Source organism: Cupriavidus sp. P-10 (genome assembly GCF_003402535.2).
Classification (GTDB): domain Bacteria; phylum Pseudomonadota; class Gammaproteobacteria; order Burkholderiales; family Burkholderiaceae; genus Cupriavidus.
This window is the reverse complement of record NZ_AP025174.1, coordinates 93251-115833: the sequence shown is the minus strand read 5'-3', so window position 1 is coordinate 115833 and position 22583 is coordinate 93251. Positions and strand designations below refer to the sequence as shown.

Here is a 22583-nt window from a genome sequence, read left to right as displayed (position 1 = left end):
AACGCCGTGGCTATTTTTATGCGGCGACGCGCTGGAGGCCAACCGTCTAGCTCCGGGCGGCGTTTCGCTGGCGGGGAAACGTCAAAATGAAGCGCGTAGTGCCTTCCGACGATTCCGCCGAAATCTGGCCCCCGTGCGCAAACATGATGGCTTGCGTGATGGAGAGACCCAGTCCCACGCTTTCGGACTCCGCACGGGTCCTTGATTTGTCGGCACGGAAAAAGCGGTCGAATAGCGATGGCAGCAACTCGGGACTGATTTCCTCGCCCTCATTCTCGACTACGATCGACGTGCTGCCGCCCTGCTCGCGCGTCTCGACCCGGATCTCTTTGCCGGACGGCGTATAGCGTAGAGCGTTCGAGAGCAGATTGCTGAGCGCTCGGCGTAACATCAGACGGTCGCCGGTAATTTTCGCTTGCCCATCAAGCCGTAGATTGACGCCCTTGTCCTCTGCCAGCGCGTCGTAGAATTCGAACAGCGCCTGTACTTCATCAGCCACGTTGATCGCTTCCTCATTCGGCAGTGTGATGCCGTGCTCCATCTTGGCCAAGTACAGCATATCGGACACCATGCGCCCAAGCCGCTGCAATTCCTCGGCATTCGAGGCCAGGACCTCTCGATATTTGGCGGCATCTCGCGGCTGCGATAGCACGACATGCGTCTGCGTCATCAGGTTGGTGATGGGCGTGCGCAGCTCATGCGCCAAATCGGAGGAGAATTCCGAGAGCCGCCGAAAATCATCCTGCAGTCGCTCCAGCATCGCGTTTAACGTGATCGCCAGATCTGCCATCTCGACCGGCACGGCTTCGACCGGCATGCGCGCATCCAGTTTGTTCGCGGTGACGCCCTTGGCGCGTGAGGCCATCATGCGCAGGGGTGCGAGCCCGCGTCGCGCCGCCCACCAACCAAAGAGACCGCTGGCGAGCACCGCCAATGTGGTATAGAACGCCAGCGAACGACGAAATGCATGCATGAAGTGCGCGTGGATTTCCGTGTCCATGCCAACCACGACGCGCAAAGGTGCAATGCGCGGGTCAGCCGCACTCACCTGCGCGCGCATGCCGCGATACTCCTGCTCGCCTTGCTGCCAGACGAAGGTATTGTCACGCGCCAATTCGCGCGGAATCGCCTCGAAAGCAATCGCAAAATCGAAGTCCTTGGTCGCATACAGCTTGTGGCCTTGTGCGGTCTGCACCTGCGCGACGAAGCCAGGATGGTGATCGACCATTTCCCGAAGCCGCTGGGGCAACCGCTCGGCCGGCGTTTCCTGCGCGATCTTTTCGATCAGGCGAATATTGTCGCCGAGCACCACATAATCCTCGGTGGCGAAGTGGCGGTCCATCGCCAGCCAGATGAGAACGCCCAAGCCCAGCAGCACCACGGCCGAGCAGAGCGAAAACAGGATGGTCAGACGCATCGTCAGGGACAGGCGATGCGTCATGCCTGCTCCTCCGGCGCTTCCAGCACGTAGCCCATGCCGCGCACGGTCTGAATCAGCTTAATATCAAAGTCATCGTCGATCTTCGCCCGCAAGCGGCGAATGGCCACATCGATCACGTTGCTATCGCTGTCAAAGTTCATGTCCCAGACCTGGGAGGCAATTAACGAGCGTGGCAGCACCTCGCCGCGCCGGCGAGCGAGCAACTCCAGCAGCGCAAACTCCTTGCTGGTCAGCGTGATGCGGCGCCCGGCCCGCGACGCCCGGCGCCTGCCCAAATCCAGCACCAGGTCGCCCACCTGAATGCGGTCCATCGCTAGCTGTACAGTACCGCGCCGCAATAGCGTACGTACGCGCGCCAGTAGTTCCGAGAACGCGAATGGCTTGACCAGATAGTCGTCAGCGCCCAACTCCAACCCCCTGACCCGATCGGCCACGCTGTCGCGGGCGGTCAGAAATAACACCGGAACCGGGTTGTCCGCGGCGCGGATCGTCTGCAAAATACGCCAGCCATCGAGATCGGGTAGCATGACGTCGAGGATAATCAGGTCGTACGCTTCGTTAAGCGCCAAGTGCTGTCCGTCCAGCCCGTTGGCGACCAAGTCGACCACGAATCCAGCCTCGGTCAGCCCCTGGCGCAGGTACTCGCCGGTCTTGGATTCATCTTCTACCACCAGCAGCTTCATCTTCGTCCCTCCCCCTCGTCTTTCGGATTATGTGCCCGCCTGTTGGACCGGCTCTAATACGGGGTAGTCTACCGAGACGCTCTGTGGGTAACCCAGACCTTACCGGAATGTAATGTTTGGGTAAGTTGACGGTAGCCTCGCTCTCGTTACTCTCTTGCTGCCGCCTTCCGACGCGGCCATTCAAGCAAAAAAGGACTATTTCATGCGACGTGATCGACCGTCTGGCCTTGTGCTGCCTAATCTGCTGCGCCGCCGTTTTGTACAGGGTCTGGCCGCCGGTGGCGTGATGGCGGGGCTGTCTGGCTTGGGCGGTGCGGCCTGGGCTCAGCCGTCAGGCCGACCGGCAGATGTCTTATCCGGCACAGCACCAGTGCTGCGCGGGACCGACTTCGACCTCGTGATCGGCGAGTCGGTGGTCAACTTCACCGGGACGCCACGCGTCGCGACCACCATCAATGGCATGTTGCCGGGGCCGACGCTGCGCTGGCGTCAAGGCGAAACGGTGACGATTCGGGTCACGAACCGGTTGCGCGAGCACACGTCGATTCATTGGCACGGGATCATTCTGCCGTTCGAGATGGACGGCGTGCCGGGGATCAGCTTTGCCGGCATTGCGCCGGGCGAGACCTTCACCTACCGCTTCAAGGTCGACCAGATTGGTAGCTATTGGTATCACTCGCATTCGGGCTTCCAGGAGATGACCGGCGTGTATGGCGGCATTGTCATCGATCCGGCCACCGGCGTGGATGGCGTGCGAGCCGATCGCGATTATACCGTGCTGCTCTCGGATTGGACCGACGAAGATCCGATGCGCGTGCTCTCGAAACTGAAGGTTCAGAGCGACTACTACAACTATAACCAGCCGACGGTTATCGATTTTTTCCGCGACGTCTCCAGTGAAGGGATGAAGAGCGCACTCGCCAAGCGCAAGATGTGGAACGAGATGCGGATGAGCCCGACCGATCTGGCGGATCTCTCGGGCGCCACGCTGACTTACTTGATGAACGGCGTCACACCGGCCGGCAACTGGACCGGCGTGTTTAAGCCGGGCGAGAAGGTTCGTCTGCGGTTTATCAACGGCGCAGGCAACACGTTCTACGATGTGCGCATTCCCGGCCTCAAGCTTAAGGTCATCCAAGTCGATGGACAGAACATCGAACCGGTAACCGTCGATGAGTTCCGCTTCGGCCCGGGCGAGACCTGTGACGTGCTGGTCGAGCCGCGCGACGAGGCCTATACCATTTTCTCGCAGTCGATGGATCGCACCGGCTATGCCCGCGGCACCCTGGCGACTCGAGCCGGGCTGGCGGCACCGGTGCCCGCCGTGGATAAGCCGCAGTGGCTCACCATGGCCGACATGATGGGCAGTATGGGAGGCATGGGCGGCATGGATCACGGCGCCATGGGCGGAATGAGCCATGGCGGCATGGCCATGCAAGGCATGGACCACGGCTCGATGGGCATGCAAGGCATGAACCATGGCGCTATGGCCATGGATCACAGCCAGCATGCCATGGGTAGCATGTCGGGGGGCATGGCGACCGGTGCGTCGCTGAAGGTGCCCAGCACCAAGGCGCGCCACGCCAAGACCGAGTATGGCGCCACCACCGATATGCGCGTTGACATGGCGCGCACCAACTTGGACGACCCGGGCATCGGTTTGCGCGACACCGGGCGCCGCGTCCTGACACTGGCCGATCAGCACACCATTGGCGGTCCATTGGACAAACGCGGTCCCGGGCGCGAAGTGGAACTGCACTTGACCGGCAATATGGAGCGTTACTCGTGGTCCATCGACGGGGTGGAGTTCGGAAATTCGACGCCGGTGCACTTTAAGTACGGCGAGCGGCTGCGCGTCATTTTGCACAACGACACCATGATGACGCACCCAATGCACATGCATGGCATGTGGAGCGAACTCGAATCGCCGGATGGCGCCTTCCTCGCGCGTCGACACACGATCGCGGTGCAGCCGGCGCAACGCATCAGCTTTCTCGTCACCGCCGACGCCTTGGGCCGGTGGGCCTGGCATTGCCACCTGATGTTGCACATGGACGCCGGGATGTTCCGCGAAGTGGTGGTGGCCTGACCCTAACCGATATGCACATGGAAAAACCAACAAGAACAGTACTTGCCGCCGTGCTTGCTTCCGCTGGCATGAGCGCAGCTTGGGCCCAGCACGCCCACACCGAAGCGGTTCCAACGCAAACTTCGTCGCCCGCCGTTGCGGAAAAGGCGAAGTCCATTCCGAAAGCAAAGTCTTCGGGCAAGGTTGGCGGCACCGCTGCGACCGACGGCCAGATGCAAGGCATGGACTCGATGCAGGGCATGGACCACAGCCAGATGCAAGGCATGGACTCGATGCAGGGCATGGACCACGGCCAGATGCAGGGCATGGACTCGATGCAGGGCATGGACCACAGCCAGATGCAAGGCATGGACTCGATGCAGGGCATGGACCACAGCCAGATGCAAGGCATGGACTCGATGCAGGGCATGGACCACAGCCAGATGCAGGGCATGGACCACAGCCAGATGCAGGGCATGGGTTCGATGCAGGGCATGGACCACAGCCAGATGCAAGGCACGGGTTCGATGCAGGGCATGGATCATGGTGACATGCAGATGCAAGGGGGGAGCGCGCCCGCGGATGCGCGCGACCCGCACGGTTACTCAGGGGGCTATCAGCTCGGCGTGGGTCAATACGCCATTGGTCCGCACCGTTCGCTGCACATGGCAGACGAACACCTATTTGCCTCGGTACTCGTTGACCGGCTGGAATGGGTCAAGGGAAATGAGAGCAATGCCGCTGCCTATGAGGCGCAAGCGTGGATTGGCAGCAGCTTTAACCGCCTCGTGATCAAGGCCGAAGGCGAATCCGAGAGGCGCAAGATCCACGAGGCGCGGACCGAATTGCTGTGGGGTCATGCCATTGCCACCTATTGGGACACGCAACTGGGTATCCGCAACGATGCCGGCTATGGCCGGCCAACCCGAAACTGGCTGGCCTTCGGTATCCAGGGCCTGGCGCCATACTGGTTCGAGGTCGACGCTACTGGCTATATCGGCACCGAAGGTCGCACTGCACTGCGCCTGTCAGCCGAGTATGAATTGCTAATTACCCAGCGCCTGATCCTGCAACCCCGAATCGAGGCCAATCTTTATGGCAAGAACGATCCCGAGGTCGGCGTGGGCAGCGGGCTTTCCAGCGGTGCCGTGGGTCTGCGCCTGCGCTATGAGTTCAGCCGTCAGTTCGCTCCCTATATCGGCATTGAACGGTACCAAACCTTTGGCAATACCGCCGACATGGTTCGCACCGCCGGCGGCCGAAGTGGCGAAACCCGTTTTGTAGCGGGTGTTCGCATGTGGTTCTAACCACGTATTTCAATCCACACTCATATTTGGAGTTCACCATGCAAGCGCCCCGCTTCACCATTCGTGCCGCTCTGGCAGCCGCCGCTGTGCTGGCTAGTACTGCAGCCTTCGCCCATCCAAAGCTGGTATCGTCCATGCCCGCCGACAAGGCCGAGGTGGCGGCGCCGCAGAAGATCGAGCTGAAGTTTTCAGAGAACCTCGCGACCCAATTCTCCGGGGCCAGCCTCGTCATGACCAGCATGCCCGGCATGGCCAACCATGCGCCGATGAAAATTGCCGCCAAGGTTGCCGGCAGCGACGACCCCAAGACCATGGTGATCACCCCGGCCCAGACGCTGGCGCCTGGCAGCTACCGCGTCGATTGGCGTGCAGTGTCGTCCGACACGCACCCGATTAATGGCAACATCGCGTTCACCGTGAAGTGATCCGCCGATGGACTGGGCAACTGTTGCAGTGCGTTTCGCACTCTATTTCGGCCTGACTGCACTGTTTGGTCTGCCGCTGTTTGGCTTGTACGCACTGCGCCGTGAGGAAATGGCGTCGCCAACGGGTGCGCGCTTTTTGACGCTTGGCGCGGCGGTCGCGGCCCTGGGCATCGTCCTGTCGCTGGCCAATATCACCATCATGGCCAAGGGCATGACCGGTGCCGCATCCTACGCCGAACTGCAAGGCCATGTCTTCGAAATGATTGTGACAGGCACCGCGTTTGGCGCGGCCTGGGTCGTGCGACTCGTTGCCTTGGTCCTCTGCGTGCTGGTCGCGTTGTTTGTCCGCAAACGGCCAGAACTTCAATTCTGGGTTCTGGCTGCAGCGGGCGGCGTCGCGCTGTCCACGCTTGCCTGGGGCGGCCATGGCGCCATGGATGATGGCATTCGACGCTACATTCACCTTGCCTCGGATATCGCGCATCTAATGGCCGCCGGCGCATGGGTCGGCGCTCTGCTCGCGTTCGTGTTGTTGTCGCATCCCTCTGCCACACCTGCCAAGGTTGCCCTACTGAGCCGCACCTCGAACGGCTTCGCTCAGGTGGGTACGATCGTTGTCGCAACCTTGGTCATTACCGGCGCAGTGAACTATTGGTTGATTGTCGGTCCGGTCTTGCCAGAACTGTCGCTGAACTCATACGGTGGACTGCTGGCGTCCAAGCTGGCGCTGTTCGGTACCATGCTCGCCCTTGCCGCGGCTAACCGTTTTCATCTGAGCCCGCGCCTGGAGCATGCCGTACGGACGGGCGACCATGCCGTCGCCGTTCGTACCTTGCGGCGCAGCCTGATGTTCGAGACCAGTGCGGCAACGCTCATTCTGGCTCTTGTCGCCTCGCTCGGCATCCTATCCCCCGCGGGCATGTAGCCACGTTTTCACGAACCGCGCAGCAAGGCTGCGCTTGTCTTGCTCTCAAACAACCGCCAAGGAGATGCCATGAAGACGCTCAAGTCGTTGCTGCTGGTGTTGGGGCTGTCGCCGATGCTGGTGTGGGCTGCCGGCAGCATGGAGGGCCATGCGAGCCCAGCTAGCGCCAGTAAGTCCGCTGCCGGTCAGCCGGGCAAGCCGGCCAAGGTCTCACGCACGGTTAACGTGACCATGAGCGACACGATGCGCTTCGCGCCCGACTCGATTCAGGTCAAGCGCGGTGAAACCGTGCGTTTTGTCGTCCGGAATGTCGGCAAAGTGGAGCACGAAATGGTGATCGGTACCGCCGCTGAGTTGAAAGAGCACGCGCAGATGATGCGCAGCATGCCTGATGCTAAGCACTCTATCCCGAACCAGATTATGCTCGCACCTGGCAAACAAGGCACACTCGTGTGGCAGTTCGACGGTCCTGGGACCGTCGACTTCGCTTGTCTGGTGCCGGGCCATTTCGAAGCCGGCATGGTCGGCAAGGTGGCCGTCAAGTAAAAAGCGCGACGACGGGTGCGTCCGGCGGCGAACAAAACGGCGGCACCGATGCTGAGGGTTCGACAGCGTAGGTTGGGTCATGGTGCCGCCGTGGCGGACCCGTTTACTGCGCGTGATCCTCCCCACTTGGAAGCGTTGACTTGTGGGGCATGACGTGGACCACATTGTTACCTGTCCAGAATGTAACGTTTGGGCAACGTTATCGTTGGAATGCCCTGATTAGACTAGATCGTGCGGCAACTCGCGTTTGGGTGCCGGTTGCCAGTTGCCCACAGATCAGCGCAGCACCAAGCTGCGTGCGTCCTTGGCGCGGGTGGAAGTCGGTTTGTCGCAGGCGGGTCCGTTAGACCTTGCGCACATCGACAGGGATGTCTCATTATGACTACTACGCAGGCTTTACGGATCACACTGGCACTCTCTGCCTTCGGCATGGCGTCGGCGTGCGCGCCTTTGCCACCTGCTAGGGCCGATTTGTATGGTACCGCCGCTGCCGTCGAGACGGCGACTCGGTCGATCACGCTGCGGCCAGGTGCGCGATACGTTAATGTCACCTCTGGAGAAACCGTTGCTTTCCGGGGCGCCAACCGCACGGTGGCTTGGACCTTTATGACCACAAGTAGTGGACGATCGGCAGTTGCGCTGAACTTCCTTTTGCCGGATCTGCCGGAAGCCAAAGGCATCACGGCCATCATCGCGCCAAGCCCGCTCTATCGGGGCAGCTCATGACGTATTGGTTGCTTACTGGACGCTATGCCAGACGACCACTTCGACAGCCATCCCCCACGCCGCATCCGGACCAGTAGGCGGTGGAACGTCCGCCTTGGTCCGCTGACTTGGCGCTTGCAGACCCGAGGGGCACCGCCGGTCTAGCCATATCGCGACATACTGCGCAACGCGCAACGCATAGCCTTCAGTGCGCAAGTGCGTTTGCAGACCAGCCTAATGCAATTTATCGAGAGCATGCAAAAAGTCACTGCCCCGCGGCGTGATGTGCAGACGATCGCCGTAAGCCAATTTTTCCAGATGCACCAGCTGCCGCTCAATCAATGCCTCGATCGACGCGTGATCGAGGTCGGCGAGATTGGGGGCTGCGTCGTCGATCAGCATAAGGGTGGCCACTTCATGTGGTGTCAGCATCGTAGTCTCCAGGACCCCTAGAAGTGAATCGGCGGATGGTTCCGCTCTCGTGGCGACGCGTTTCAGCATTCATTCAATGACCGCCGTGCAGACACGTCAAGGTAAATCACCGGCGCTGGGTCTACCATATGGCAATGCTCGACTTTCCATAACGGCTATGAGACTCGTCTTTCACCGGCGAGGCCATCCAGACCAGCCCCTGCATGGCATGCGCTACTACTCGATCATTGGGGCGGCGCTGGTCGTGCTTGGGCTTTTGTATCTCTTCTGGACGACGTAAGGGGATTAGTGCGGCGCAGCGTTCGCCGATCTTCGCCCACGACGAGTCATCGGCGTAGCGGCACGCGTGTTCGAGCCGTTTCGACGGCGCGCGACCGCTGCTCGCATACAGCTGTGTGCCACGCGCGAGCGGGCAGGCAGGCAAGAGACAGAAATTACCAGGCCGATCCAAGCGCCTGAATACCAGCAAGCCGGCCGCTCAACGCGACATGTTCGTCAGCTGTGGCGTACACACCGCGACAGCTCGTGCAGGGTCACTGCAGCAGCCCAGGCTAGGCTCGAAACGGACGTAGGCGCCATCGCTGACCGAAGCGCCTGCTTGCGGTGTTTGCTTGGGTCGCTACTTCGGGCTCGCATACTGCGCGGTCGCTTCGCGCTGCGCTACTGCCATTTTCTCAGGCCAAGTGCTCTTGATGTACGCGAGCACGGCAATGATGTCGTCATCCGACATCGACTGGCCGAAGGCTGGCATGTCACTGACATAGCCTCTCGGCGCGGTCACGCCGGCAACGAGCCCGTTCTTGGTAATGGCAAACAGCACCGCGTCCGCATGGTGCCAGGTATGACCCGATGCATCATGCGGGGGCGCCGGCATCCGGCCATTTGCGAGCCGCTCGCGCCAGTTAGGCTGGCCTTCGAGCTTGACGCCATGGCACGACGCGCAGGCCTGTGCGTACAGCTGCCTGCCGCGACCGAGCTGCGCGGCATCCGTGGCATCGATGCGCAGTTGGCGCCCTTCCCTGAGCGTCTGCGGTCCACCGGAGGGTGGCTCCAGATAGCGTTTCGCCTTGAGCGCGACCCCGGTGGCCGCCGCGGCGGCCACCACCAACCCGCAGGCCACGATCCAGCGCGACTGAGTTGACTCTTCCATGTCCTTTGTCTGGCAGTTCTGAAGTTCTGGCAACGCTTACCCGCGCAGCCCCGCTGCAGTCCTAGTCTTTCGAGAATGGCTTGCCGCTAAAATCCACTGTCACAAGCTTTCCGTCCATCTGCCCCATGCCTGGCGAGTTTGCCGGCATGCCGGGCACTGCGACCCCTTTCAAGGTCGGCTTCGCAGCGAGCTTGCGCACCGCTGCTGCCGGCACGTGCCCCTCCACCACCTGCGCGCTGCCATCGATCACCGCGGTATGGCAGGAGCCGAACTGGGTCGGGACGCCGAGCCTGGCTTTGACCGCCGTCATGTCGGACGAATCAATGACCTTGGTCTGAATGCCGGCCTGGTTCACGTGTTTGACCCATTCTGCACAGCAGCCACAACTGGGATCCTTGTACACCGTTAGCGTCGGCGAGGCCGCTTGCGCGCCGGTGGCGGCCGCGAGCAAAGCGGCAGTGGCCAAGAAATACTTCATGGATTCTCCGAAAAACATCATGTCAATAGACAAGTCAGCACCGGTCGAGTGCCTCATCGCCAGCTTAAATCTCTGCCTGCCGCAGGCGTAGCGCATTGGAGATCACCGAGGCCGAGCTCAGGCTCATTGCCAACGCGGCAATCATAGGCGAAAGCAGCAAACCGGTGAACGGGTACAGCACCCCTGCCGCTAACGGTACCCCGAGCGCGTTATAGATAAACGCGAAGCCAAGGTTTTGTTTCATGTTGCGAATGGTTGCCTCGGATAGCTCGCGTGCGCGCGCAATGCCACGCAGGTCGCCTTTGACCAACGTCACCTGCGCACTGTTCATCGCCACATCGGTGCCGGTGCCCATGGCGATGCCCACATCCGACTTGGCCAGCGCCGGGGCATCATTGATGCCGTCACCGGCCATGGCGACCACCGCTCCGCTTTGCTGCAGTTGGCTCACCAGTTGAAGCTTGTCCGCGGGCTTCACTTCGCCGTGGAACTCCGCAATGTCCAGCCTTGCGGCCACCGCCTTTGCCGTGGCCACGCCGTCGCCGGTGGCCATGACCACGCGGATGCCTTCGGCCTTCAGGGCCGCCAGCGCCTCGGGCGTTGAGCCTTTGACGGGATCCGACACCGCAAGCAGGCCGGCCAGACGGCCATCGACGCCGAGATACATAACGCTCGCGCCTTGTGCGCGCAGCGTATCGGCTTGGGCGCGCAGCGCCTCGGTGTCGATGCCGTCGGCTTGCATCAGCGCCGTATTACCAATGGCGAGTGTCTTCCCACCGACCGTACCGCGCACACCGATGCCCGTGCTCGACTCAAAGTCCTGTGACTTCTCCAGCGCCAAGCCACGAATGCGGGCCGCCTTAACCAGCGCCGCGGCCAGCGGATGTTCGCTGCCCTGGTCCAGGCTCGCCGCCAGCCGCAGGACTTCGTCGTCGGCATAGCCATTGGCGCCAATTGCACGCTCGAAAGCCGGCCGCCCCTCGGTCAGGGTACCGGTCTTGTCGACGATCAGGGTGTCGACCTTGCGCAGGTTCTCGATCGCGGCGGCGTCGCGGAACAGCACGCCGTTGGTGGCGCCCTTGCCGCTGGCAACCATGATCGACATCGGCGTGGCCAGCCCCAATGCACAGGGACAGGCGATGATCAAGACCGCAACTGCATTGATCAGACCGAACACCCAGCTGGGCTGTGGACCGAACAGGCCCCAGGCAAAGAACGTCACCACGGCGACGCCGATGACGCCGAGCACGAACACGCCCGCGACCTTGTCGGCCATGCGTTGCATCGGCGCCTTTGAGCGTTGCGCCTGCGCCACCATCTGTACGATCTGGGAGAGCACTGTTTGTGCGCCAACCTTCTCCGATCGGATGATCAGGCTGCCTGAGGTATTCATGGTGGCGCCAATAACGGGGTCGCCCTCGCGCTTGGTGACCGGCATCGGTTCACCGGTGATCATGGATTCGTCCACCGAACTGCTGCCTTCGGTCACGATGCCGTCGACGGGCACCTTCTCCCCGGGCCTTACGCGCAACAAGTCGCCGACATGCACATGAGTGAGGGGCACATCCTCCTCGGCGCCATCGCGTCCGATGCGGCGCGCCGTCTTGGGCGCGAGCCCGAGCAACGATTTTATCGCTGCGGAGGTTTGGGATCGCGCCTTAAGTTCAAGCAGCTGGCCGAGCAGCGTCAACGAGATGATGACGGCGGCGGCCTCAAAGTACACGCCGATGCGGCCGTGGGCGGCAAAGGTCTGCGGGAACGCATCCGGTGCCACGGTTGCGACCACGCTATAGGCATAGGCCGCACCCGTGCCGAGACCGATCAGCGTCCACATATTGGGGCTGCGATGCAGAAACGACTGGATGCACCGCACGAAAAAGGGCCAACCCGCCCACAGCACCACCGGCGTCGACAGGACCAGTTCGACCCAGCTCTGCGTCGCCGCCTCCATCCACCCAAATCGATGCCCGAGCATGGCCAACACCGTGGTCACCACCGTCAATGGCAGCGTCCACCAAAAACGGTGCCGAAAATCCACCAGCTCCGGATTCTCGGTCTCGTCCAGGTCCGGCAACAGCGGCTCCAGCGCCATGCCGCATTTCGGACAGTTGCCGGGATGATCCTGCCGGATCTCGGGGTGCATCGGACAGGTGTAGATCGTGCCGGGAGGCCCCGATTCCGCATCCGGGGCGGCTGAAGGGGCCGCGGTAGGAGCTGCCGCAGCCGCGGCGTGCTTGGCCGGGTCCGCCTCGAACTTGCGCTGACACGATGCACTGCAAAAGTAATAGGGAATGCCAGCGTGTTCGCTGTGGAATGCCGAGCCGGCCGACACCACCATGCCACAAACTGGATCCTTGGCGGTGCCGACGCCCGACACTGGGCTGTCGTGCGGCGCACCGTGGCGATGGGAATGGTGCTGGTCAGCATGCGCGCCAGGACCGGGGCCTGTTGCCTTGTCAGGGTGGCCCGCTTTCGGTGGGTGGCGCTGGCTGCTGGGTTCATTCATGGAAGGCCTCCTGTTAGTCGTGGCGCTGTCCGTCCACTGAGTCGCCGCCCTCTTTCGACGGCGCGCTGCGCCCGTGGCCGCCATGGAATAGATGCATCAACGGGCACAATAACACTAGTGCAAACGGCAACCAGGAGGCAACCGCGCTCCAACGGGGCATCCCGAGCGCGATGGCGGCGAAGATTGCCAGGGCGGCGAGGACGATCCCCCAACGCAGCGACCAGCGAAACCGACGGACTTGGCCGGCGATGGCGCCGTGATGCGTCGATTGGGAATGACATGCTTTCATGACAGACTCCTTACTTGACCATGACGGGAAGCTGACCGGCAGTCAATCGCCGCGCCCAGCTTTCTTGTGATAACGGTAGAGCTTCCGATAATGGGAAGGTCAAGCCGGTTCGCGTCAACATTGCGCCAAGTCAAAAGGCCTCACGGTGATACACTGCCCGGCAAAAATGCACACCATGACCGACACCATCCGTATCCTCATTGAGCGCTGGAAGACCGATCCCGCCGGCGCCTATCAAACCTGGTTTCTTTGGCCGGAGCGGCTGAAGAATTTCCGCTCGATTCGGCGTGGCATCGGCGCGGTGGTCGACGAGATCCACGCCGGTACATTCGGCAACGCGTATCGGGGCTCATCGCTCGAGACCGTGGTGTCGTCAATCGCAGAGCAACGGCAGATTTTCAAAGGCGCGGATCACGCCTTTCTGTGGAAGCCAAAACTGCGCATTCCAGATATCTATGAGCATGCCGACAATCAGCGTGCCTTTGCCAGACTGCTCCATACCTGCAACTGCTGTGACACCGAATCCGAAGTCCTTGATGCGATTCGTCAGCTGAGCAGCCTCGGCATCAAGGGTCTCGGGCCGGCGGCGGCCAACCTGCTGTATTTCATTCATCCCACGCTGGTGATGCCGTTCAACACCGCAATTGTCAACGGCTATAACGCCCTGACCGGATCGGCGGTCAAGCTTGGCAAATGGGATCACTATCTGGCGATGCGCGAGGGGGTACTCACCCTGAATCAGCGTTATCGGGATTTGCTCTCCAATGACCTTGGCGCGATCGCGGGCCTACTGTTTGACATCGGCATGCAGCGCTATCCGCTGCCACCGCGGCAAGCGCAGGCCGACGATGTGGCCGTCTGGCAGCAGGAACTGGCCAAGGTGCGCGAGCAGGCTGCCGCGCTTGCCAGGCAGATTCAGCTGGGGCAGGCCGAAGACGCCACCCATACCGAAGTGCAGGGATGGCTGCGCGATCTCGGCAAGTCGCTCGGCTTTGCCGTTTGGATTGCCACCAACGACCGAAGTCGGCTGTACAACGGCGAGCCCTTGAGCCAGGGCTGTCTCTCAACGTTGCCGCCGGCGCTGCTGGTGGCGGGAGGCGATACCGTTCCATGGATTGACACTGTCTGGCTAAATGCCACCACCCTCGAGGTCGAAGCCGCCTTTGAAGTCGAACATACCACCTCGATCTATTCCGGTATCGTGCGCTTGCTCGATCTGGCCCTCGGCTCCGACCCGTCCGCCCGCAAGCATCTTTTCCTGGTCGCGCCGGATGATCGCGAAGGCGACGTGCGCGCGCAATTGAGCCGCCCGGCCTTTAGCCGCGTCTCGGCACTCAATATCCGCTATGTCCCCTATTCCAGCCTGCGCGAGCATCGCGAAAGCATTGCGCGCTTTGGCAGTGGCTTAAAGCCGATCGAGGCCATCGCGAGACAGTTGTGAGTCCGGTCCTGGCGGTGGTCGGCGACGGCGCGGGCAAGCTTTCGGGCCCTGGTGCGGCGCGGCGCTGCCTAGCCGGACGTTGGCCCGCAGCCCCCGCGCGAGTAGCAAGCTGACCGCCCACGCCACCCAGAGGGTTGCGAGCGTGTGCGACAAGAAGTGCGCGCCCTGCGCCATGCGCGCCGCGCCAAGCGTGCCGCCCAGCAGCAGTCCGCCAGCCAGCCCAACCCACGCCCAGCGACGGCCGGCAGGACGCAATGCGATCCCCCAGACGACCCAGAGAAAGCCGGTAGCGGCGTGGCCGGCAGGAAAGCATTGTCCCGGCTTGACGTCTGCTGGCAGCGGATCCAGCAACCGCATATAGGGCAAGCTGCCGCCGAATTGAGCCATGTCCCAGGGACAGTGGCGTCCCGTCATGAGCTTCAGGAGCGTGACGCTCAACGGGATCACCACCATGCCCGCAGCGGCAAGCAACGCATTGCGACGCGGCAGCCAAGGCAGACGCCCCCGCCAGCCCCGCCAGCAGACACCCATGGCCGCGGCTACGGCGACGTAAGTGAGCCACTTCGCGCCCTTGTGGAGCACCGCTTCAAATAGCCAGTGCTGGCGCAACGGGAAGACCGTCCGACCGACATCGTAGAAACGGCCCTCGAGCCAGAGGTCGAGTTCGGTGCGCTGGAACACGTAGGCCAGCACCAACGCGGCCGATGCCAGCATCCACCATTGCTGGCGCAGCCAACGCTGACTGGCGGGCGTCTGAACCAACGGCATTTCTCTCATGGGGGCATTATCCGTTGCGGCAGCGTGCCGACAAATCCATGGTGGCATCCTGGGTCTGGGTACGGATATCCAGCAGGCCCAGGACTGTGGAGAATAGGTGGTCATGTGTGGCCGGTTCGTGCGCCCGCGCGCGCAGGCAGGAGACATCGAGCCGCATGCGCTGGGCGAATGAGTCTGAGAACCACATCACCATCGGTACCTCGGTCTGCTCCCGCGGAGCAATCGCGTAAGGCATGCCATGCAAGAACAGTCCGCGCTCTCCCAACGACTCGCCATGGTCTGATACATAGATCATGGCCGTGTCATAGCGCGCCTCGAGTTGTTCGAGCCAGTCGATGGTGCGTGCGAGCACATGATCGGTGTACAGCAATGCATTGTCGTACGCGTTGCGAATTTGCTCTGGGGTACAGCGCGAGAGATCATCGGTGTCGCAAGTCGGACCGAACTGCGCGAATTGGGCCGGATACCGCCGGTAGTACGCGGGACCATGATTGCCAAGTTGGTGCAGGACCACGACCAAGCTGCCAGGTAGCTGGTGCCGCAAAGCTTCCGCCCCGGCTAACAACACTTCATCCAGGCAGCGGTCGCGATCGCATAATGCCGACATAGCCTGAGGATCCGGCTGCCACGTGGGCAGGCCTGCGCAGACGCCTTTGCATCCTGATTGATTGTCTGCCCACCCCACCTTCATTCCCGCTCGTCCGATGACGTGTAGCAAAGACTCGCTGGCCTTGATGGCATCTTCGTCGTAATTGCGCCGTCCCTGGGGCGAGAACATACAGGGCAACGAGACCTCGGTATTGGTGCCGCAACTGGTGACTTGAGCGAAATTGATCACAGCGCGCTGCGCCAGCTTCGGCGTCGTGTCATGGGGCGACCTGCCACTGAGCCCCCAGTCCGCCGCTCGTGCGGTTTCTCCCACGACCACGACGAAGAGCAGGGGCTTGTTGTGCTCGCTCCAGCTAGCGCCGAGCCGGGCGTCGGTGCCAACCGGCTGGCGCGGCCGGTTCGCGGTACTGGCATCGCGTGCCAGCGCCCCGGTGAAGGCGTACACCACATTGACCGGCGCGAGCAGATAGCGGATCTCTTTATGATTGCGCATCTGGGCTGCGAAGTCCTTAAACACCAAGGACAGCGTCCCCACGCCGGCAACAATCGCCACCAAAATCGCGACCAGGCGCAGGCCGACGCTTCGTGTCAGTGCGCGCTGGCGCAGCGTCACCCAGGGCAACAACAACAATGGTGGTAGTGCCAAGAGCGCGATGCTGCCCATCATACGCAGCGTTAGCAACTCGCGAGCTTCCGCCACGTCGGTGCGCAGCACATTGCGGGCCATGCTGGGGTCAAGGTAGATGCCGTATTGACCCATGAAATAGCTGGCACCGGCGGCCACTACGACCAAAATTGTCAGCAACGGTTTGGCCGTCCAGCGGTTTATGAACGGCGCCAGCAGCACAAAATGCGCCGTGACCAGCGCGGTGCCCACTGCCACGCCGTAGCCCAGATCACGGAGCCCGCTCAACGTCCGTTCGGCAAATAGCGCCCGCCAGAACGGACCGTTCAGGACGAGAACAAAGTATAGGCAGAAGCCGAGTAGCAAGGTCTCGACGCCGACCTCCAGACGCCAGGCGCGACCCACCCAATTTGCGCGCGCCCCGCTCGGTGGTGTGCCGGGCGAAGCCGGGTCACGGCGCGACCGGTTTAGATTCGGTTCCATCATTGGCGCATGGCGCGAAAGGCGGGACATTACCAGCCGCAGGCGTTGCAGTACGCAACGCTGTGTTGAGCCAGTGGTGGACAAAAAGAATCGCGCCGAAGGCGCGATGATCACTCGCTGGGCTGGGTGCGGTCCGACCGCTGCAGCCTATGCCGTCTGCCTGGATCAGGCCTGGTCCGACCCGAGCCGGCGCATCGGCAAGGCTGAATCTCGGCGCGTGCGCAAGCACGATAACGGGTATCGGGACAGTTTCCCCGATACCCGCCCCGCGTCAACGCACCGGCCCACCGAGCGGCCCATCGCCCCGACGAGTCGGCGCGTTGCCGAGATTTAGGCGCCGTCGCTGAACGTGTCGCGAGGGCCTACGGCGTGGCTACCGTCGGTGAACGGGTCCCGCGTGCCCATGGCGTGACTGCCATCGGTGAACGGATCGCGCGTGCCCATGGCATGCGCTCCATCGGTAAAGGTATCGCGCGGCGAATTGACGCCAGCGTTCGCGATGCCCGCGACGCCACCAAGGGTTGCCACGGTCAATGCCACCAAGGCAGTCTTCTTCAATGTACGCATTCTATTTCTCCTTGTTTCGATAGTGGCTCAGTGAGCCTGCATTTGCAGTGTAGAAAGATGTACCCCACCAGGGCCTGACGACAAAATTACAAATGTGTCATGTTGTCACTCCTGGCAAACCGGCCATTCTTAGCCACCGGTAAAGAGCTTGCTGCGCTCGATATAGACGCGCACGCCTTGGGCGTTGGGCATTGCCGGGAACAGGACGCCAAGATCCACGGATTTTCCTTGAACAAATTCGGCGAACGTCCAGGTGGCCTCCTGCGCGCCGCTGCGGAAGGTAACGGTGTCGCCGGAGGCCACATTGACAGACTTCAGGCCGGGAGCGAGCGTCACCGCGCGTGCGGCCGTGTTCGCCGGCGCCAGGCTACCGAAGAGCGTCGCCTGCGGCCCCAATGGGGTAGCAGCCTGCGCCGTAGCCATTGCGCTGGGCACTGTGAGCGATGCCGATGAGCTGGTTTGGTCGGCGGCTTGCCGCCGCACGTGCTCCGCCCAGTTGTCGCCCGCATTGGTTCTGGTCTGGTCCGCACTCCACGCCGGTGAACTGGATAGGACGGAAACGGCCGCCAGCGCCAATGCGGTCAAAGCGGTCTTCTTGGTGTTCATGATGCGCTCCATAACGTTTCGAGGCGTAACCTCTTAAGTGTCATGGTAGGCAACCGGCACTCACGCGGACGTTACTCGCGAATTACATCCCCGTAAGCTTTCCCGCATCCATCTGCGCCGCAGAAATGGGTACGTCGGCGAGGCTAACGACCTGGATTGTCAGGCGCGAGGGCCGCGCCTGCGACGCTGCCCTGACGGCCGCGCGAGCCAAGGCATTTCGGAAGAACCCAAGCCGACGCGTCCGCTCTTGCGCCACAGACGAGCCTGGCGAACGCTTGAGACGCGGCCCGCGGCGTCCTCGTCATTGACGTTAAACGCCGCGATGGGCCCACGCGTGACTGCGTCCTCTACAAAGTCCAGCCCTTCTTCCTGGCCACCAGCAGCAGCGAGCCGCCTGCCGGGAAACGCAAACCGGCCCGTATTAGGTTGTGCTCGAGGGTGCAAACACCCCCGAGCATGCCGTTCATGGCCGCCCCAATGCGAAACCCGTCGTCCATGGCATCGCCGGGCGGCTTGGCGCGCTGCCACACCCGGGAGATGGCCATCGCAGGCAGCAGCAGCGTCATGAAGGAGGTGACGTCCACGATTTCGAACCCGGCCGCCTCCACTTTCTTCACCAGTTCTTGGCGCGTATAGCGCCGCTTATGCTTGGCCGCATCGTCCATATGGCTCCACAGCGACGGATGCTGGGGCACTGTCAATACGATTCCCCCATCATTCCTGCAGGCCCGGTACATCTCCGCCAATACTTGGGCGTCGTCGTCGACGTGTTCGATGACGTCAAACGCCCCCAGGACATCGAAGGCTTGGGCAAAGGGAATGGCACGGGCATCCATTTGCAACAACTGAGCTTTGCATTTGCGCTGTCCCTGCATCAGGGCGCGCAACGATGCCTCGCCGCCGACCAAGCGTGCACGCGGGAAGCGGGCCTGGATCGCGCGCAGGTTCTCCGCGGTCCCGCAACCGACGTCCATGAACGAGCGCAAGGCCGGAAAGTAGCGCTGCAGCGCGTCCAGGATCAGTTTGCGGCGATAGACGAACCAGAAGTGCGTCGCTTCGAGCTTCTCGTACTCGACAAAGAGCGGTTCGTGAAAGCCATCATGGTCGACCATCATGGCGGGTGCCAGGCAGAGCACGCCGGCCAGAACACGGGGCTGCCAACCGCACGCGGTGCACGCCCACACGTCAATTTTGAGCGGGGCCTTACATTGATTACAGATGCGCATCGCTGTCTCCAATATGTGCGCGGGCGACCGCCAGGCGACAATCGCACGCCGCACCATAATTGCCCTACCTTGCTCTCGCACAGGGACGAGCGCAGGCAGGCTTGTTTCGTCTTCGGTCAGGCCGAAGGACGAGATCTAGGAAGGTGGAGGTAGCCAGCCCAGGAGTTGCTTGGGCGGCGTCAGAGATGATGGGAAGGCGGGCGCAGCAGCGTTTCAGGCGTTGTGCTGGCAAATATCCACTGCAGAGACGCCGGTAGCATGCTGTTCATGGACAATGCTTGGGTCCCCGAGAAGGCAAAGATGGCAAGTGTCGAGGCGGCCGAGCAGGCAGAACACGCATGACAACCGCGCCCCTTGCCGCGCTCTTTGCTTGCCGGACAGTGATGCGACCTCGGATCGCAGTGTGCGTCGGCCTGGTCGGCGCTCGCCTCGTCAGCGACGTCGATGGTGGCAACGATGGCGAAGAGACCGGCGCCCTGCCGCAACTCGGTCAGCTCGCCGCACGAAAGAGTAGCCGCTGCGCCAACGTTCTGAATCGGCAATGCCAATACAACGAGCCAAAGCGATAGGTGGCGCAACAGCCTTCTCATCCGGCGGCATCAAGCATCAATTGAGTCGAGAGTCTATACGAGCCGCCTGTCAGTAGAATGACGTGGACATGACAGACGCGGCGCTTCCCCTGACTTTTTCCAACGGACGCCGGCGTCACGGTAACGAAGGAAGCCTAGAAGCGATGCCTCTGATGAAAGCATCCGTATCATGCGGGAGTCCCCCGCTCCGGCCGGTGTCGGCACGCCAGCGGGCAATCAATAACAGGCGAGTGCGTCAGTGGTCGCGTGAACCGTGAGGGGCATTGTGCCGGCGGCGCTCAGGCTCACGTCGCCCATGTTCGATGCCGTGGCGCGGCTGGCGATGCGACTCGCGCAGCGCAGTGCCATGCCCGTACGAGGGCTGGGCATCATGTACCACCGCAACCGCGGGCACGACGTGCACAGCGGCAGGCGCCGGCCGTGACGGGTAGAGGCCGGCCCGACCATAGCCATCTTGCGTGTAGCCATGCGTCTGCGCATTGGCGTAACTGAACCCGATGACCAGCGCGGTGCCGACTAGGATGGGAAGCTTTTTCATGTTTTCTCCTTTGCGTGCGTAGAGGGTGGGAGCATACGACTTCTGCATTGCCGGCAGTGTTCGCGTTTCCCTACAAATGTGAGCGGTTGTAACGGTATTACCCCAGCAATGACGCGCGAGTCGAACTCGATGAGTGCCGCGTAATGGTTGGGTAATGATGGCGGCAATTTCCAAACGGGAACGCTTGCTGCCATTCCCGCCGGCCAAGACAACACAGAAAAAATTCCTGCACGTAATGGTCGCGTAATATTGGCGGGTCGTGAATGTCGCAATCCCCTGCCGATGAACATCACTAGGACGAAAGCCCAACCGAACATGGATGCCCAGCATGTAATGGTTGGGTCATTGCATAGCAATGTGAAGTAAGGTCGCTGAAAGATGGCACGCTGCGGGGCCCTTCTGCAAAGGCAGATCTTGGTGCAAAAGCAATCAGAACCTAGATTCACGATAACGGCATTGCCGTTTGCACACCGCTTCGCTGGCTTCCCGGTCGTGTCGCGCCCTGAACCACCGCAACGGACTCTCGTCATCTAGGGCAAAGGAGAAATCATGCGTGTCTTATTACTCATTACCGTCATGTTGGCCGGGTGCGCGACCGTCGCAGAACGTACCGCGCACGCCGAGCGCGATATGGAGACCTCATTACGCGTTGAGGGCCCCGCTTGCGAAAAGCTCGGCTATCAGAAAGACTCGGATCCGTGGCGTGACTGCGTGTTACGCCTCAGTGCCGGAAGTGGACCGTGTATGCATCGACGGTTTTGAAACGCATGCCCCGCGTATGGCGGGGCAATTCGCGGCGAGTTCGTTCTCTACACCCGACGCCTAGCGGCTGCGGATGGGTGGCGCTTACCGGTCGTTTTCAATCGAAGCGCGACGCCAGCCTGCGCACTGCTTGACCTTACCCCCGTGGGAAGGTCCATAGTGCAAATGAGGACGGCATCGCGGCGATCACGCCTTGGCCGTACCACGCATCCAGCGGGGAAAGCATGACGACTGCAACGCCAACGTTATTTGATGACGTGTTCGCTGCGTTCCGTCTGGCCTGCGCACAGCAGCAGTACAGCGTGGCCGAGCACCTGCTGGCTGCCCTGGAACAATTGGCCGGCGACAACCATCGCATGCTCGACGAGGTCTACCTGTCGTTCGCGTCGACCTGCCCTGCAGGCAACGCGCTGTCGGACTCAACCGTGCCGCGCGCAAGATGAAGTTCTATACTCAATATGGTTCCCGCGACGGCGCTACCGCACGTCGGCTCGGAGAGGTTCAATGCGTAAGCCTATGAATCGCCTTTGGCGTCTCGTCGTGCTCCTGACCCTGGCGCTGGCTTTGCCTCTACGAGCTCAGGCCGGACCGTTGGACAGCTGCTGTATCGCTGGCATCGCTCAAATGCCAGCACACGGACCTGCTCAAGCGGCGCAAGCCAGTGTCGAGGCCGGCAGTCCCCATGACTGCGTCAGTCAATTCGGTTGCGCCGGTGACCGACATGTCAGCGGCCCGTCTCGTCTTCCCTGCACGATTTCCGCTTGTGCAATCCTCGCGGGCACGCCGTTGGCCACCGCCGCCCCCACGGATGCATGGACCAGCGTGTTGGTCGCGCATCCGGAGTTCGCATATCGCTCCGTCGTTCCGCCTCGCCTCGAGCGCCCGCCCAAACGGTTCTGTCTGTAGGGCGGTCCCGCACGGCAGGGTGCCGCGCTTGGTGCCATCGCACCAACGTGCTCCTGTCTGATTTCGACATTTGCAGTGTCGCCTGCCGCTCGCTGGTGAGTTTAAGCGGCGCGCTGCATACCCAGAACGAGGAACATCATGAAATTCTTTTTTCACGCGCTAGGGGGCGCCGTCGCCCTTGGGCTCTCGCTGTCAGCAGTCGCAGGTCCGGACTGGTATGTGATCGAAAAGGCTCGCAACGCCAAGCGGGCTGAGGCGCAACAATTGAAGGCGCAGCAGGCAGAGGACCACACCGCGATGAGGCGTGACCATGCCGCCATGATGCAAAAGTGCCGCGAAATGATGGGTCAGCCCAAGTAACCGGCTTCTCCGATGCGCTGCGTTGGCGTGGCGCATCGGAGCGCCTCGATTGGGCGATGCCACAAGTGGGTCGCATTTGATCTGCGGCAAACGGCCGCGAGGGCAAAGTGCCGAAAGCGGCCAAACGCTGCTACCATT

At 61.9% G+C, this 22583-nt stretch carries 23 protein-coding genes; 9 read left to right on the top strand and 14 right to left on the bottom strand.

Going from position 1 to position 22583, the window contains the following annotated elements; all coding sequences use genetic code 11:
* Nucleotides 1-46: 46 nt before the first annotated feature.
* A complete protein-coding gene (locus tag CTP10_RS40015) occupies nucleotides 47-1441 on the bottom strand; it encodes a heavy metal sensor histidine kinase (RefSeq protein WP_116322063.1) in 1395 nt (464 codons plus the stop codon).
* Complete coding sequence (locus CTP10_RS40010; RefSeq protein ID WP_053821777.1) at nucleotides 1438-2124, bottom strand: heavy metal response regulator transcription factor; 687 nt, start codon at nucleotides 2122-2124, stop codon at nucleotides 1438-1440. The genes CTP10_RS40015 and CTP10_RS40010 overlap by 4 nt, the downstream gene beginning before the upstream one ends.
* Before the next feature lie 202 nt (nucleotides 2125-2326).
* Here CTP10_RS40010 and CTP10_RS40005 point away from each other — a divergent pair, with 202 nt between their 5' ends.
* The 6 genes from CTP10_RS40005 to CTP10_RS39980 all read left to right on the top strand — a co-directional run bounded on the left by CTP10_RS40005 (nucleotide 2327) and on the right by CTP10_RS39980 (nucleotide 8121).
* Nucleotides 2327-4213 carry a copper resistance system multicopper oxidase gene (locus CTP10_RS40005; protein ID WP_116322062.1) on the top strand — a complete coding sequence of 629 codons (1887 nt, stop codon included), beginning with the start codon at nucleotides 2327-2329 and terminating at the stop codon, nucleotides 4211-4213.
* Nucleotides 4144-5499 carry a copper resistance protein B gene (locus CTP10_RS40000; RefSeq protein WP_442875277.1) on the top strand — a complete coding sequence of 452 codons (1356 nt, stop codon included), beginning with the start codon at nucleotides 4144-4146 and terminating at the stop codon, nucleotides 5497-5499. The genes CTP10_RS40005 and CTP10_RS40000 overlap by 70 nt, the downstream gene beginning before the upstream one ends.
* A 38-nt stretch (nucleotides 5500-5537) precedes the next feature.
* Nucleotides 5538-5924 (top strand): copper homeostasis periplasmic binding protein CopC, encoded by a 387-nt coding sequence (copC, locus tag CTP10_RS39995; RefSeq protein WP_053823086.1) that lies wholly within the window; start codon nucleotides 5538-5540, stop codon nucleotides 5922-5924.
* Between the two features lie 7 nt (nucleotides 5925-5931).
* Entirely contained in the window at nucleotides 5932-6849 is a 918-nt protein-coding gene (gene copD / locus CTP10_RS39990; protein WP_062799400.1) for a copper homeostasis membrane protein CopD, read from the top strand.
* 69 nt (nucleotides 6850-6918) lie between these two features.
* Nucleotides 6919-7395, top strand: coding sequence for a cupredoxin domain-containing protein (locus tag CTP10_RS39985; protein ID WP_053821774.1), 477 nt, complete (start codon nucleotides 6919-6921; stop codon nucleotides 7393-7395).
* A 378-nt stretch (nucleotides 7396-7773) separates the two neighbouring features.
* The gene (locus CTP10_RS39980; protein WP_082818927.1) at nucleotides 7774-8121 is read left to right on the top strand and encodes a CzcE family metal-binding protein; all 348 of its coding nucleotides are present in this window, start codon (nucleotides 7774-7776) and stop codon (nucleotides 8119-8121) included.
* A 213-nt stretch (nucleotides 8122-8334) separates the two neighbouring features.
* Here the strand turns inward: CTP10_RS39980 and CTP10_RS39975 are convergent, their stop codons facing one another.
* From CTP10_RS39975 to CTP10_RS39955, 5 genes are all read right to left on the bottom strand, one after another.
* The gene (locus CTP10_RS39975) at nucleotides 8335-8532 is read right to left on the bottom strand and encodes a hypothetical protein (RefSeq protein ID WP_062799402.1); all 198 of its coding nucleotides are present in this window, start codon (nucleotides 8530-8532) and stop codon (nucleotides 8335-8337) included.
* A 619-nt stretch (nucleotides 8533-9151) separates the two neighbouring features.
* Complete coding sequence (locus tag CTP10_RS39970; RefSeq protein ID WP_062799403.1) at nucleotides 9152-9682, bottom strand: c-type cytochrome; 531 nt, start codon at nucleotides 9680-9682, stop codon at nucleotides 9152-9154.
* Nucleotides 9683-9743: 61 nt separating this feature from the next.
* Nucleotides 9744-10160 (bottom strand): DUF411 domain-containing protein, encoded by a 417-nt coding sequence (locus CTP10_RS39965; protein ID WP_053823085.1) that lies wholly within the window; start codon nucleotides 10158-10160, stop codon nucleotides 9744-9746.
* Between the two features lie 64 nt (nucleotides 10161-10224).
* Nucleotides 10225-12666: a heavy metal translocating P-type ATPase gene (locus CTP10_RS39960; RefSeq protein WP_082818928.1), complete on the bottom strand. Its 2442-nt coding sequence runs from the start codon at nucleotides 12664-12666 to the stop codon at nucleotides 10225-10227.
* A 13-nt stretch (nucleotides 12667-12679) separates the two neighbouring features.
* Nucleotides 12680-12955, bottom strand: a complete 276-nt coding sequence (locus CTP10_RS39955; protein WP_062799407.1) for a DUF2933 domain-containing protein — start codon at nucleotides 12953-12955, stop codon at nucleotides 12680-12682.
* A gap of 175 nt (nucleotides 12956-13130) precedes the next feature.
* On the opposite strand from CTP10_RS39955, the gene CTP10_RS39950 reads away from it, so the two are divergent.
* Nucleotides 13131-14396, top strand: a complete 1266-nt coding sequence (locus tag CTP10_RS39950; RefSeq protein ID WP_062802153.1) for a hypothetical protein — start codon at nucleotides 13131-13133, stop codon at nucleotides 14394-14396.
* On the opposite strand, the gene CTP10_RS39945 is transcribed toward CTP10_RS39950, so the two are convergent.
* The 7 genes from CTP10_RS39945 to CTP10_RS39915 all read right to left on the bottom strand — a co-directional run bounded on the left by CTP10_RS39945 (nucleotide 14361) and on the right by CTP10_RS39915 (nucleotide 20417).
* Nucleotides 14361-15173, bottom strand: coding sequence for a phosphatase PAP2 family protein (locus tag CTP10_RS39945; RefSeq protein ID WP_082818929.1), 813 nt, complete (start codon nucleotides 15171-15173; stop codon nucleotides 14361-14363). The genes CTP10_RS39950 and CTP10_RS39945 overlap by 36 nt on opposite strands.
* A 7-nt stretch (nucleotides 15174-15180) precedes the next feature.
* Nucleotides 15181-17004, bottom strand: a complete 1824-nt coding sequence (locus CTP10_RS39940) for a phosphoethanolamine transferase (RefSeq protein WP_231909554.1) — start codon at nucleotides 17002-17004, stop codon at nucleotides 15181-15183.
* Nucleotides 17005-17220: 216 nt separating this feature from the next.
* Nucleotides 17221-17457, bottom strand: a complete 237-nt coding sequence (locus CTP10_RS39935; protein ID WP_062799411.1) for a hypothetical protein — start codon at nucleotides 17455-17457, stop codon at nucleotides 17221-17223.
* 129 nt (nucleotides 17458-17586) lie between these two features.
* Nucleotides 17587-18063: a CzcE family metal-binding protein gene (locus tag CTP10_RS39930; RefSeq protein ID WP_082819047.1), complete on the bottom strand. Its 477-nt coding sequence runs from the start codon at nucleotides 18061-18063 to the stop codon at nucleotides 17587-17589.
* A gap of 347 nt (nucleotides 18064-18410) precedes the next feature.
* A complete protein-coding gene (locus CTP10_RS39925) occupies nucleotides 18411-19289 on the bottom strand; it encodes a class I SAM-dependent methyltransferase (protein ID WP_062799415.1) in 879 nt (292 codons plus the stop codon).
* 179 nt (nucleotides 19290-19468) lie between these two features.
* Nucleotides 19469-19867, bottom strand: a complete 399-nt coding sequence (locus tag CTP10_RS39920; RefSeq protein ID WP_062799417.1) for a hypothetical protein — start codon at nucleotides 19865-19867, stop codon at nucleotides 19469-19471.
* Nucleotides 19868-20114: 247 nt separating this feature from the next.
* Nucleotides 20115-20417 (bottom strand): hypothetical protein, encoded by a 303-nt coding sequence (locus CTP10_RS39915; RefSeq protein ID WP_116322061.1) that lies wholly within the window; start codon nucleotides 20415-20417, stop codon nucleotides 20115-20117.
* Nucleotides 20418-21403: 986 nt separating this feature from the next.
* Here CTP10_RS39915 and CTP10_RS39910 point away from each other — a divergent pair.
* Both CTP10_RS39910 and CTP10_RS39905 read left to right on the top strand, forming a co-directional pair.
* A complete protein-coding gene (locus tag CTP10_RS39910) occupies nucleotides 21404-21622 on the top strand; it encodes a hypothetical protein (protein WP_145987315.1) in 219 nt (72 codons plus the stop codon).
* A gap of 601 nt (nucleotides 21623-22223) precedes the next feature.
* A complete protein-coding gene (locus CTP10_RS39905) occupies nucleotides 22224-22445 on the top strand; it encodes a hypothetical protein (RefSeq protein ID WP_062799422.1) in 222 nt (73 codons plus the stop codon).
* Nucleotides 22446-22583: the final 138 nt, after the last annotated feature.

What these genes read in the sequence shown, in the direction of transcription:
- CTP10_RS39910 (WP_145987315.1), top strand. Translation starts at nt 21,404, where the DNA reads ATGACGACTGCAACGCCAACGTTATTTGATGACGTGTTCGCTGCGTTC.
- CTP10_RS39935 (WP_062799411.1), bottom strand. Translation starts at nt 17,457, where the DNA reads ATGCGTACATTGAAGAAGACTGCCTTGGTGGCATTGACCGTGGCAACC.
- CTP10_RS39905 (WP_062799422.1), top strand. Translation starts at nt 22,224, where the DNA reads ATGAAATTCTTTTTTCACGCGCTAGGGGGCGCCGTCGCCCTTGGGCTC.
- CTP10_RS39925 (WP_062799415.1), bottom strand. Translation starts at nt 19,289, where the DNA reads ATGCGCATCTGTAATCAATGTAAGGCCCCGCTCAAAATTGACGTGTGG.
- CTP10_RS39965 (WP_053823085.1), bottom strand. Translation starts at nt 10,160, where the DNA reads ATGAAGTATTTCTTGGCCACTGCCGCTTTGCTCGCGGCCGCCACCGGC.
- CTP10_RS39960 (WP_082818928.1), bottom strand. Translation starts at nt 12,666, where the DNA reads ATGAATGAACCCAGCAGCCAGCGCCACCCACCGAAAGCGGGCCACCCT.
- CTP10_RS39930 (WP_082819047.1), bottom strand. Translation starts at nt 18,063, where the DNA reads ATGAACACCAAGAAGACCGCTTTGACCGCATTGGCGCTGGCGGCCGTT.
- CTP10_RS39955 (WP_062799407.1), bottom strand. Translation starts at nt 12,955, where the DNA reads ATGAAAGCATGTCATTCCCAATCGACGCATCACGGCGCCATCGCCGGC.
- CTP10_RS39915 (WP_116322061.1), bottom strand. Translation starts at nt 20,417, where the DNA reads ATGAAAAAGCTTCCCATCCTAGTCGGCACCGCGCTGGTCATCGGGTTC.
- CTP10_RS39945 (WP_082818929.1), bottom strand. Translation starts at nt 15,173, where the DNA reads ATGAGAGAAATGCCGTTGGTTCAGACGCCCGCCAGTCAGCGTTGGCTG.
- copD (WP_062799400.1), top strand. Translation starts at nt 5,932, where the DNA reads ATGGACTGGGCAACTGTTGCAGTGCGTTTCGCACTCTATTTCGGCCTG.
- CTP10_RS39980 (WP_082818927.1), top strand. Translation starts at nt 7,774, where the DNA reads ATGACTACTACGCAGGCTTTACGGATCACACTGGCACTCTCTGCCTTC.
- CTP10_RS39950 (WP_062802153.1), top strand. Translation starts at nt 13,131, where the DNA reads ATGACCGACACCATCCGTATCCTCATTGAGCGCTGGAAGACCGATCCC.
- CTP10_RS40010 (WP_053821777.1), bottom strand. Translation starts at nt 2,124, where the DNA reads ATGAAGCTGCTGGTGGTAGAAGATGAATCCAAGACCGGCGAGTACCTG.
- copC (WP_053823086.1), top strand. Translation starts at nt 5,538, where the DNA reads ATGCAAGCGCCCCGCTTCACCATTCGTGCCGCTCTGGCAGCCGCCGCT.
- CTP10_RS39985 (WP_053821774.1), top strand. Translation starts at nt 6,919, where the DNA reads ATGAAGACGCTCAAGTCGTTGCTGCTGGTGTTGGGGCTGTCGCCGATG.
- CTP10_RS40015 (WP_116322063.1), bottom strand. Translation starts at nt 1,441, where the DNA reads ATGACGCATCGCCTGTCCCTGACGATGCGTCTGACCATCCTGTTTTCG.
- CTP10_RS39970 (WP_062799403.1), bottom strand. Translation starts at nt 9,682, where the DNA reads ATGGAAGAGTCAACTCAGTCGCGCTGGATCGTGGCCTGCGGGTTGGTG.
- CTP10_RS40005 (WP_116322062.1), top strand. Translation starts at nt 2,327, where the DNA reads ATGCGACGTGATCGACCGTCTGGCCTTGTGCTGCCTAATCTGCTGCGC.
- CTP10_RS39975 (WP_062799402.1), bottom strand. Translation starts at nt 8,532, where the DNA reads ATGCTGACACCACATGAAGTGGCCACCCTTATGCTGATCGACGACGCA.